12 protein-coding genes are annotated in these 11,119 nt (G+C 53.7%); 8 read left to right on the top strand and 4 right to left on the bottom strand.

Annotation, left to right across the window (positions count from 1 at the left end):
- Window positions 1–3: 3 nt before the first annotated feature.
- A complete protein-coding gene (locus IE054_RS12615) occupies window positions 4–411 on the bottom strand; it encodes a hypothetical protein (protein WP_189406883.1) in 408 nt (135 codons plus the stop codon).
- A gap of 212 nt (window positions 412–623) precedes the next feature.
- Between IE054_RS12615 and IE054_RS12610 the strand changes: the two genes are divergently transcribed.
- Window positions 624–3,002 carry a zinc-dependent metalloprotease gene (locus IE054_RS12610; protein WP_189406881.1) on the top strand — a complete coding sequence of 793 codons (2,379 nt, stop codon included), beginning with the start codon at window positions 624–626 and terminating at the stop codon, window positions 3,000–3,002.
- A 39-nt stretch (window positions 3,003–3,041) separates the two neighbouring features.
- On the opposite strand, the gene IE054_RS12605 is transcribed toward IE054_RS12610, so the two are convergent.
- Complete coding sequence (locus IE054_RS12605; RefSeq protein ID WP_189406879.1) at window positions 3,042–4,172, bottom strand: M14 family metallopeptidase; 1,131 nt, start codon at window positions 4,170–4,172, stop codon at window positions 3,042–3,044.
- A gap of 281 nt (window positions 4,173–4,453) precedes the next feature.
- Window positions 4,454–5,209 carry a HesA/MoeB/ThiF family protein gene (locus IE054_RS12600; protein ID WP_229805129.1) on the bottom strand — a complete coding sequence of 252 codons (756 nt, stop codon included), beginning with the start codon at window positions 5,207–5,209 and terminating at the stop codon, window positions 4,454–4,456.
- Between the two features lie 176 nt (window positions 5,210–5,385).
- Here IE054_RS12600 and moaB point away from each other — a divergent pair, with 176 nt between their 5' ends.
- The 7 genes from moaB to IE054_RS12565 all read left to right on the top strand — a co-directional run bounded on the left by moaB (window position 5,386) and on the right by IE054_RS12565 (window position 9,655).
- Window positions 5,386–5,898 (top strand): molybdenum cofactor biosynthesis protein B, encoded by a 513-nt coding sequence (moaB, locus tag IE054_RS12595; protein ID WP_189406876.1) that lies wholly within the window; start codon window positions 5,386–5,388, stop codon window positions 5,896–5,898.
- Window positions 5,898–6,386: a cyclic pyranopterin monophosphate synthase MoaC gene (gene moaC, locus IE054_RS12590; RefSeq protein ID WP_189406874.1), complete on the top strand. Its 489-nt coding sequence runs from the start codon at window positions 5,898–5,900 to the stop codon at window positions 6,384–6,386. Before moaB ends, moaC begins: the two co-directional genes overlap by 1 nt.
- Window positions 6,387–6,635, top strand: a complete 249-nt coding sequence (locus IE054_RS12585; RefSeq protein WP_189406873.1) for a MoaD/ThiS family protein — start codon at window positions 6,387–6,389, stop codon at window positions 6,633–6,635.
- Window positions 6,636–7,103, top strand: a complete 468-nt coding sequence (locus IE054_RS12580) for a molybdenum cofactor biosynthesis protein MoaE (RefSeq protein WP_189406869.1) — start codon at window positions 6,636–6,638, stop codon at window positions 7,101–7,103.
- Between the two features lie 121 nt (window positions 7,104–7,224).
- Complete coding sequence (gene modA, locus IE054_RS12575; protein ID WP_189406867.1) at window positions 7,225–7,983, top strand: molybdate ABC transporter substrate-binding protein; 759 nt, start codon at window positions 7,225–7,227, stop codon at window positions 7,981–7,983.
- Window positions 7,980–8,666: a molybdate ABC transporter permease subunit gene (modB, locus tag IE054_RS12570; protein ID WP_189406864.1), complete on the top strand. Its 687-nt coding sequence runs from the start codon at window positions 7,980–7,982 to the stop codon at window positions 8,664–8,666. The genes modA and modB overlap by 4 nt, the downstream gene beginning before the upstream one ends.
- The gene (locus IE054_RS12565; protein WP_189406862.1) at window positions 8,645–9,655 is read left to right on the top strand and encodes an ATP-binding cassette domain-containing protein; all 1,011 of its coding nucleotides are present in this window, start codon (window positions 8,645–8,647) and stop codon (window positions 9,653–9,655) included. Before modB ends, IE054_RS12565 begins: the two co-directional genes overlap by 22 nt.
- Window positions 9,656–9,727: 72 nt before the next feature.
- Here IE054_RS12565 and hemN read toward each other — a convergent pair whose 3' ends face one another.
- Window positions 9,728–11,095 (bottom strand): oxygen-independent coproporphyrinogen III oxidase, encoded by a 1,368-nt coding sequence (gene hemN, locus IE054_RS12560; RefSeq protein ID WP_189406858.1) that lies wholly within the window; start codon window positions 11,093–11,095, stop codon window positions 9,728–9,730.
- Window positions 11,096–11,119: the final 24 nt, after the last annotated feature.

Here is an 11,119-nt window from a genome sequence, read left to right as displayed (position 1 = left end):
CCGTTACAGCGGGCGAAGCAGGGCCACGCCTTGCTGCTTCATTAACGAAATATCGTCACTTAACAGATAAACACCCAGTGGTATCCGCGCCTGCAGACAACCATCATCTGCATGCAGCAATGACGATAGCGGCGGCAGGGACAGGCACTTTTCAGCAGCATGGGCTTTCACGCGCAGGTGGTCCAGCCGGTTATGATCCAGCCAGCCCAGTGTATGGCCGGGCGTGAGGATAAATTCAGTTTGTACAGGCCAGCGCGAGGACAGCGTGAGCTGACAGCCAAAAACCGGCCGTTCAGCTATCGCAAGGTTTGCCGCGCGGCGTATCTCGATCCGAAACACCGGCAAGCGGGTCTTAAAAATGGGTGTCTTAACATGGGAAGCAGGCACCTGATAAAGCGCAGGTAGTGTCACACAAAAATCTCCTTTGCGGCCAGCTTGTTGGGGCTTGTATTTCGTCTGTTCGTTAAGCGTAACAGGTTCGCTGTCAGGCGCGTTGATGCAGATCAAGCAGACTCAGCGGCGACTCCTGGTGGTGTACAGCGGAAATAAACAGGATGCTTTCCTTTGTGTCTGCTATTGGGTAGCGTAAGCAGGGTTATGATTTACTGATAAGGACTGATCTAATGCGACACTGCCTATGGGTATTGCTTTTGCTGGCCACCCAGGCCTGGGCCACCCTGCCAGATATTAAAACCTTCACTGAGACCATGTCAGAAACAGACGGTTTTGTTCCCTTTTATTATGATAAATCCGGCGACAGTCTGTATTTGCAGATCAACAACACCGGGCAGAAGATGTTGTTTCAAAGCAGCCTGCCGTATGGCGTGGGATCAAATGATATTGGCCTCGACCGGGGGCAACTGGGCGACACCCGGCTGGTAAGCTTTGAACGGTTTGGTAACAAAATCATGCTGACGCAGCACAATACCACCTACCGCGCAGAGACGGACAATCTGGCGGAACGTCAGAGCCTGGATGAAGCGTTTGCCGATTCGGTGATTGCCGGCTTTGAGATTGTGGCTGAAAGTGAGGACAGTGTGCTTATCAATTACACAGACTTCTTATTCAGTGACATTCATGACATTGCAGGGCGTTTAAGTGATACGGAGCAGGGGGACTATGCCGCCGATCCATCGCGCAGCGGGGTCTTTTTAAAACGTTCGCGCGGGTTTGAGAAAAATACCGAGCTGGAGGCCATGGTGACCTTTCGTGGCAGTAACCCAGGTTCCTTCGTCCGCCAGGTAACCCCGGATCCCGCTTCACTGACAGTTCACCTGCACCATTCTTTTGTGGCGCTGCCAGAGCCAGGTTATGAGCAGCGTCAGTTTCACCCGTACTCCGGGTTTTGGAAGTTTCGCTATTTTGATTACGCAACGGCGATTGATGCAGCAACAGAACAGCGTTACATCATGCGCCACCGGTTAAGCAAAGTCTCTCCCTCGGCACCTTCGAGTGAGGCGGTAGAGCCGATTATTTATTATCTGGATCCGGGTATTCCGGAGCCGGTGTTCAGTGCCCTGAAAGACGGGGCGAGCTGGTGGAACGACGCATTTTCAGCGATTGGTTATGACAATGCCTTTCAGGTAAAAGTGCTGCCACAAGGCGCTGATCCGATGGACGTGCGCTATAACGTCATACAGTGGGTACACCGCGCGACCCGTGGCTGGTCTTACGGGGCATCTGTGGTCGATCCGCGTACCGGCGAAATCATTAAAGGCCATGTAACGCTAGGCTCACTGCGGGTCCGGCAGGACTATCTGATTGCACTCGGGCTGACCAGCCCGTTTTCAGAGGATAACGCGCAGACCAGTGAACAAAAGGCCATGGCTCTGGCCCGTATTCGTCAGTTGTCCGCCCATGAAGTCGGCCACACACTGGGTATTGCCCATAATTTTGCGGCCAGCGAGAACGGCCGGGCGTCGGTAATGGATTATCCGCACCCTAAACTGACTATTGAAAATGGCAAAATACGCCTGAACGACGCCTATGACACCGGCATGGGCGCCTGGGATAAGCATGCCATTGCCTACGGCTATCAGCAGTTTGCAAGTGAGGCTGAGGAGCGCGAAGGTCTGACGAAAATTATTACCCGCGCCCGGCAAGAGGGGCTTAAATTCAAAACCGACAGTGATACCCGCTCGGCCCATCATGCGTCGGCAAGCGGGCATATGTGGGATAACGGCAGTGACCCTCTTGATGAGTTTGCGCATTTAAGCAGTGTGCGCGAACTGGCACTGAATAATCTGGGGATGAATACATTGCCATCCGGCACTGCGCTGTCTTCGCTGGAAGATGCGCTGGTTCCGGTTTACCTGCTGCATCGCTATCAGTTAGAAGCAGTAGCCAAACAAGTAGGGGGCGTGAACTACCACTACGAGCGCAAAGGGGATTATGCCACGCCCCGTGGACAGGCTCCGGTTAGCGCCGACCGCCAGCAGCGTGCCATGCAGCAGCTTATCCGGGCTACCACACCGGCCTACCTGTCTTTGCCGGATGCCTTGTTTTCGCTTATTCCCCCAACGGCGTTTGGCAACGATGTCACGCGGGAACATTTCAATGGTCGTATGAGTAGGGTGCTGGATCCGCTGAGTATGGCAGAAGCGGCTGCCGGTCATGCGTTATCTTTACTGCTGATCCCTGAGCGGCTGAACCGTCTGCAGTGGCAAAGTGACAGAATTAGCGATCTGCCTGATGTCGGGCAACTGGCACGCGCCATCATGGACACCCACTGGTATCGCAATGATCAACAGGACAGTCTGACCGCGCGTCTGCAACTGGTGGCACTGACCGGGCTTATTCAGGCGGCACAGGATCCGGCACTGGCGCCGGAGGTGCAGTTAGCGCTGAACACTGAAATCCGCCACTTTGCCGACTGGCTGGACGATAACGACGACATCAACGGTCATCGTACACTGGAAGACTGGCTGGACGCCTATCTGGAAACCGGCGAGTGGAAAGGCGGGTTCAGTATTAAACTGCTGCCACCGGGCTCGCCAATTTAAATAAGACATGAGGCCACACAGGCAGCCCTTCCGGGCTGCCTATTCGCTGAGCGTGTGGTAGTGGGTAAAGACTTTGTACAGCTGCGTACCACTTAATACCGAAGCAGAAGGAAAATGCAGGATCGGGATCAGATCGCAGGGCGCCAGAAGTTGCTGATGGCCGCGTGCATTGTCCAGCTCATCAATATTCAGGATATTCGCCAGCGGCTGACCTTTTTGCACAACGTCGCCAGGCCTGGCCAGGTATTCGACCATGCCGCCCCAGTCAGTGTACAGGGTTTTATAGTCACTCAGTGAGACACCCACACGTGTCATCGAGTCAGGCGTAATCTCGCAGTCGGCAAGTACGCCGCGCCGGTTCAGGTAGGCCAGAATACTGTGCGCATCAATGCGTCCTTCCCCGAAATGAATCACTTCCTGGCTGCCCATTTCAAGGGTAAAGGCCTCGACAGAAAAATTGTGCTCCACGCCGAGACGGTCGCGCAGTGCATCGGTGAGTGTCCACCACGGACAAAAACAGGCTTCATCCAGTGCACCGGCAAATACATTAGGAATAAAGATACAGTGGGGGATGTTAAAGTCCATGGCCGCATGCCGGGCATAGTCAGGAATATAAATGTGTCGGGTAGACACAGGCCCGTTGTGCAGATCCAGCACGATATCAGCGTCAACCGCCATCTGCTGAAGCCTGAGGTTTAATTGCTGGGCCAGCCCCAGCCCCCACGGGTTGGCCAGCTTTTCGGCGATATGGTCAGCCTGATACTGCCGGAATGCCGTTTTGATGGCGTCAGTACTGTCATCAGCCGACACGGTATCTGCGAAACGGTGTACCGCCTGCTCATCATAGTAGTAGCCTCGGTTCCAGTTCGTCCCGTTGACCGGATCGAAGCGGCCCAGTGTGTATTCACCGGCTTTTATGTTGGTGCCCACCGGGTTGCAGTTGGGTACCAGCACTATCTCACCGCAAATAGCCTGGTCCTGTAATTGTTGTAACAGGTGGTAAATAACCACATTACCCTGTACTTCCGCACCATGAATGGAGCTTTGAATATAAACGCGAGGACCGGGTTGGCTGCCTTTGATGTGGTAAACAGGGACGTTAAGGTTGCGTCCCGAGGCGTTTTGCGCAACGGGCAGGTGTGTCTTTCGCAGAGAATGGATTTTACTCATAGTATGGGCCTGTTGACCTTTGCTGTACACATTTGGTTTCTATGAAAGCATTTTTAATCGCGAAACAGCACTGGGGATCTGGTGGTACTAAGTCAAAGGGCTGAGACAAAGAGTAAAAATGCTTTCATGACGACCCCTTCGGGCAGCGCCTGTGTATCATTTATACTGCGTTGACTGTTTTTGATTTAGGCCCACTAGACCTGCAAACAGTCGCCTTGCCTAAATGATACACAGACTGCTGCAAAAGTGCACCGCAAAGGTCAACAGCCCCAGGTGCCTCGTTATCGATTTGTGCAGAGCGGGCAGGCTGGCGACCGTGGCACGCTGAATGACTGCCACTGATGCTCTAAGGCATCGAAACACATCAGCTTTCCATAAGGAATGTCGCCTGTGCCAATAATGATTTGCAGGGCCAGCATGGCCTGATAGGTGCCAATAATGCCTGCCACCGGCGAAAAAATGCCGGCCTCTGTACAGCTAAGCTGCTGCTCTGAAAATAATTCGCCCAGGCAGTGGTAGCAGGGCGGGCAAACAGGGTGGCCAACAAACAGCTGGCCTTCAAAACGAATGGCCGCGCCACTTACCAGCGGCGTCTGGTGCCTGACACAGGCCGCATTGACTGCCAGACGGGTCGCCTTGTTATCGGTGCAGTCGAGCACCACATCATGCCCGGCCAGCAGAGAAAGCGCATCATCACCCGTCAGTGCGCCATCGATACAGGTGAACTGTGCGTCAGGATTAAGGGGGCGCAGTGCATCACGTGCCGCCGTGGCCTTGTTTTCTCCCACGCTTTGCTGCGAAAACAAGAGCTGCCGGGGCAGGTTTGTGTCTTCAACGCAATCGTTATCAATCAAGGTAAGATGACCCACGCCACTTCCCGTAAGAGACATCGCCGCGGCATTGCCAAGACCGCCGACACCAACCACGGCTATTCGCGCTCTGGCAATCAGTTCCTGACCGTCCAAGTCAACCTGCGGCAGGACGATATGACGGTTATAGCGCATAAGCTGTGAATGGCTGAGCGTAGACGTGTTCAACGGCGCGTTCCTTGATTTCTTACTGTGACGTCCCAATCCTCAGGGACGTTGACAGATGCACGGATATCAGTACTTTAACAAAGTAAGCAAGTGTATGGGTGTCTTTGTTTGTAACATATCGGGGGGCGGGTAACAGCCCTGACGATCAATAACTAAGCATAAGCAGAAGGAAAAGTATGAGTAAGGTCAGTGCGCCACTGGGCGTTGCCGTGTTAACAGTGTCTGATACACGCACGCGAGAAACCGACAAGTCGGGAGACTATCTTGCCGATGCATTGCAGGAAGCCGGACACCGCTTAGTTGATCGGAAAATAGCGAAAGACGATATCTATGAACAACGCGCCATTGTGTCGTCATGGATCGCCGACCCGGCAGTACAGGCCGTGCTGGTGACCGGGGGAACCGGCTTTACCGGACGAGACTCAACGCCAGAGGCGCTGGGCGTATTGTTTGACAAACAGGTTGATGGCTTTGGTGAGCTGTTTCGGCAGCTGAGTTATGAAGAAATCGGCACCGCCACCATTCAGTCACGAGCGCTGGCAGGCTTTGCCAATCATACCGTCATATTTTGTCTGCCTGGCTCAACCGGTGCGTGCCGGACCGGATGGACTCGTATTATAGCCAGTCAGCTGGACGCAGATTTTCGCCCCTGTAATTTTGTTGCGCATCTGACAGGGGAGAAAGCCTGATGGCCGACTTTAGCCATCTTGATGAGAAGGGCAACGCCAATATGGTGGATGTCAGTGGCAAAGATGTCACGATGCGCGAGGCTACGGCAGAAGGGTATCTGGTCGTTTCTGCCGATGTGCTCAAAAAAATCAGTGAAGGCCATGTCGCCAAAGGCGATGTGTACGCGGTTGCCAGGGTAGCAGGGATCCAGGGCGCCAAACGGTGTGCTGAGCTTATACCGCTGTGTCATCCGCTGGCTTTATCGAAGGTGGACATCAGCTTTCATACCGATACGCAGAACAGCCGCATTGGCGTGCGCTGCTACTGTAAGCTGGCAGGCAAAACCGGTGTAGAGATGGAAGCATTAACCGGGGTGAATATTGCACTGCTAACCCTTTTCGATATGTGTAAAGCCATCGATCCTGGCATGCGTATAGACGCCGTCAGAGTGCTGGAAAAGCACGGCGGTAAACATGGTCACTGGAAACGCAATCAAGAGGAGAACTGAATGCAGGTAACCGTAAAAAGTTTTGCACAAATTCGTGAGATTATGGGAAATGAAGACATTACTGTGTCGCTTAATGACGGCGCAGATATGGCGTCACTGTGCGAATCGCTGAAGCAGCAGGACAGCAAATGGCAGGAGATTTTTTCCGATCCCGTGCTGATGGCGTGTAACCAGTCTATTGTCACCCCGTCACATACCTTAAATGACAATGATGAAGTGGCGATTTTACCACCGGTGACCGGAGGCTGAATGTTTACGGCAATCTGTCGCAGCGACTTTTCTCATCAGGCGTTGTATGACCGGCTGCGACAGGAGGCGCCGGCGGGTAAAGCTGGCGCTATTGTCACGTTCACCGGACTGGTTCGCGATATGAATGATGACGGGGCCATTGGCGGTATCGAACTGGAACACTACCCAGGTATGACCGAACGGGTACTTGATGAGCTTGCCAGTCAGGCAATGTCCCGGTTTTCCCTCATCAGTGCAGGCATCGTTCATCGCGTAGGTCGTATTCTGAATCACGAGCAGATTGTCTGGGTAGGATGCGTTGCCGCACACCGGCAGGCCGCCTTTGATGGTGCCTGCTTTACGATGGACATACTGAAACAGTCGGTGCCGCTGTGGAAGAAAGAGCTTGTCGGCGGTACAGGGAAATGGGTGGCCGCAAAACACCTTGATGAAGCCGCCGCCATGCGCTGGACGCGCACCAGTGAGTAACCATGACTGCCCGTGCTGCCATGAACATCCACCTTTTTACTTTTTACTTTTTCTTTTTTAGCGCGAAGCGCAGGGCTGGGAACACCACACCTATGATCTGCCTGACACTGGATACACTGCGATGAACTATCGTCTTTGTTCGCTAAGCGTTCTTTTGTCGTTTCTCCTGATACCGTCAGCAGGTCTTGCAGACACGCTAAAAGTGGCGGTGGCGGCCAATTTTGCAAAGCCACTTGAGCAATTTGCGACAGCGTACAATGAGAAAACCGGTAACCGTGTCATTGTGAGTAAAGCGTCGAGCGGCACCTTGTATGCGCAAATTAATCATGGCGCGGATATCGATGTGTTTTTGTCCGCTGATTCATCGCGGCCTCAGCAACTTCTTGAGGATGGCCGGGTAAACGCATCAGATGTCGTTACCTATGCCATCGGGCGACTGGGGTATATTCAGCGAAGCAATGCGTCGCCTGATGTGGAGACGTTAAAAACATTTGCGCTTGCACCCACGACACGTCTGGCGATTGCCAACCCCAGGCTGGCTCCGTACGGTGAGGCGGCCAGACAGGCGTTAACGTCACTGGTGTTATGGCAGCACGTAAGCGGGGCGCTGGTGTATGGCAATAACGTGCTGCAGGTGTACCAGTTCTATCAGTCGGGCAATGTCGATCACGCCTTGCTGGCCTGGTCTCTGATTAAGGGTGAGCCGGGAGCGGTGCAGTTGTCAGACGAACTGCATCAGCCAATTGTGCAGCAACTTGCAATTACGGCAACCGGAGCAGATAAAGCCGCCGCGAACGCGTTTGTAGACTACCTGTTGTCGGATGAGGTGCAGACGCAGTTACCCCAGTGGGGCTATCAGCGCACCGGGACACGCGAATGAGCGGCGACTGGACAGCTATCTGGCTGACCCTCAAACTGGCAGTTATCAGTAGCCTCATCCTGATGATCATAGCAACGCCACTGGCCTGGTGGCTGGCGAAGTGGCAACATCCGGCGAAACCGATAGTACAGGCGGTGATTGCGTTGCCACTGGTGTTGCCACCCACTGTGCTTGGCTTTTATCTGCTGCTGGCGTTCTCTCCTCAGAGCTGGCTGGGTAGTGGCTGGGAAAGCCTTACCGGTGGCCAGCTCGCATTTTCGTTTGCGGGTCTGGTGATTGGCTCGGTCATTTATTCACTGCCTTTTGCCGTTCAGCCACTATATGCAGGCTTCGTGCAGCTAGATATTAAATATCTTGAAACCGCGGGTATGCTGGGATTATCGCGTACGGCGCAGATACGCCGGGTGATTTTGCCAATGGTGAAGCCGCATATCATCACTGCACTGGGACTTGCCTTTGCGCATACGTTAGGCGAGTTCGGTGTCGTGCTGATGATTGGAGGCAATATTCCCGGCGAAACACAGGTGCTGTCGATTTCATTGTACGACCATGTCGAGTCACTGAATTACGGCCAGGCACACCAACTGGCCATTGGGCTACTGATCTTCTCACTGATACTGATGAGCCTGCTCTACCGGCTAAACCGAAAAGGACGTGACGCGTGGAATTCAAGGTCAGGTTAAACACACAGGGTCGTCCGCCATTGGAGGCCACGGCTGCATTTTCGGCGCAATCGGTATTGCTAGGTCTTACCGGTCCTTCCGGCGCCGGCAAGACGACTTTGTTGCGTGCTCTGGCTGGTCTGGAGAAGTGCGCACAGGTAAATGTTAGCTCGTATAGGCGGTCATCACCACGGATCATGATGGTATTCAGCGAGCCGTGTCTGTTCCCCCACCTTAGTGTTGAAGAAAACCTTATTCTTGCGCGTCAGTACAGTGCTGACTCTGGTGCCTCGCTGACCACGTATACCGCGCTTTGCCATTGTGAACACCTGCTTGGCAGGGCGGCTGTGTCGTTATCCAGCGGCGAAGCTCAGCGTGTTGCGCTGGCCCGGGCGCTTGCCAGTCAGCCGGATATCTTATTGATTGACGAGGGCATGGGGGCCATTGACAGTGCGACACGACGGGCCATTATTAGCGGGTTAAAACAGTATGCGACAAAAACACAGTTGCAGGTGGTGCTGGTCTCCCATGATATCAGTGATTTGGCCCTGTACGCCGATGAGCTTGCGCTACTTGAGGCGGGGAGCCTGGTGTGCGCCGGTCAGGTAGCGCGGGTTCTCGGGCACTATGCGACAGAAACATCACTCGTGCCATGCCTGTCGCTGCTTGAGGGGAAGGCGACAGACCCCGATCCCCGCTATCCGTACCACCGCTTTTTGTGCGAAGGGCAGGTACTGTATGCGCACAGCCGCGCGTCTTTCGAAGAGCACGTCCGGCTTGTTGTCGATGCCCGTCAGGTCAGCCTGGATAAAATGGATGTCAATCAGTCAACGCTTGTCAATGCGTTCGCCTGCCAAATTGTGAGTATGGATACGTTAAGCGATGCCGAGCTGAGGGTTACCCTGCGTCAGGGAGACACGACGCTGTATGCCATCATTAGTCACCTGTCGCGGGATCGTTTAGGGCTGACAGCCGGTGATGCCGTAACAGCCCGGTTTAAACTGTGTTAATGGATAACGTAAAAGCAGAACAATGCCGCGTTATCAGACTGCCTGACTAACAATACACTATCCGCATCCTGCCTAAATAACCCGCGAGTAGCGCATCATTTTGTGGGTGTGACTAAGGTAGGCATCAAAGCTCATGCAAATCACCCGGATGATGAGGCGGGCGTGTTCGCTGATGGTGATTTGGTGCCGGTCTATCCGGGCAATGCCGTCTTTGACAAAGCGGTCAAACTGCTGCAGCTCATCCTGAAAATAGCGGAAAAAGTCGACATTAAAGCGTGTTTCCAGTTCTTCTATATCAAGATGCAAATTGCACATCAGTGACATTATTATTGCACGGCGTAGTTCATCATCCTTGCTAAGTGCGACCCCTTTACTGATCACCGGCTTGCCGTGATCCAGGGCGAGGTAGTAGTCTTTCAGCTGTTTTGGATTTTGTCCGTAGGCATTGCCGACTGCACTGATGGCAGTGACACCCAGGCCCAGCAAATCGAGTTCATTCCCCGTGGTGTAGCCCTGAAAGTTACGGTGTAACTGGCCTTTGTCACGTGCGATGGCGAGATCGTCTTCGGGCAGGGCAAAGTGGTCCATGCCTATCATCACGTAGCCGGCGTCCGTCAGGCTACTGATGGCTTGTTTCATAAGCGCCAGTTTCAGTGGTGCGGGTGGCAGCCACTCGTCTTTTATTTTACGCTGCGCGGCAAATCGCTCAGGCAGGTGGGCATAGCTGAACAGTGATATTCTGTCAGGCCGCAGGGCTTTTGCTGCAGCAAGTGTTGTGGCGAATGTTTCACAGTTTTGGTGGGGCAGGCCGTAAATCAGATCCAGATTAATCGACGTAAAGCCGCTTGCCCGCGCATGTTCGGTCAGCTCGGCGATATGTTGCGTGCTCTGGACCCGGTTTATAGCCTGCTGAACATTATAGTTAACATCCTGCACACCAAAACTCGCACGGGTATACCCCAGCTTCTGCAGACACCTGATGTAGGCCTTTGTCACGTTACGAGGGTCCAGCTCAATACTCAGTACCGCATCATCACTGAAGGTAAAATTCTCCTGCAATATTGCAATAAGTCGGGTGTGCTGTTCGGACGTCAGAAAGCTGGGTGAGCCGCCGCCAAGGTGCAATTGTCGGACTGGCCTGTGTTGCCCAATGTGGCGTTGCTGGCGCGCTTCCTTCGTCAGATAATCCAGATATTCATCGGCTTTGTCCTGATGCCGGGTAATGATTTTTGAACAGCCGCAGTAGTAGCATAGTGAGTGACAGAAAGGCAGATGCACGTACAGTGATAAATCCCGTCCTGATGCCTGCGCAGCCTGGGACAGAAGGTCTGGCGGACAATTCCCGGTAAACTCAAGCGCAGTAGGGTAGGAAGTATACCGCGGCCCGTTGATATTATATTTGCGTAATAGCGAGGTGGCGAAATAGTCTGGCTGTGTCATAGTGAATCTCATCCTGTCTGTGAG

It is taken from the genome of Alteromonas halophila (genome assembly GCF_014651815.1).
Taxonomy (GTDB): Bacteria; Pseudomonadota; Gammaproteobacteria; order Enterobacterales; family Alteromonadaceae; genus Alteromonas; species Alteromonas halophila.
Note: the sequence above shows the minus strand (reverse complement) of the source record. Positions and strands in the feature narration are given on the sequence as shown.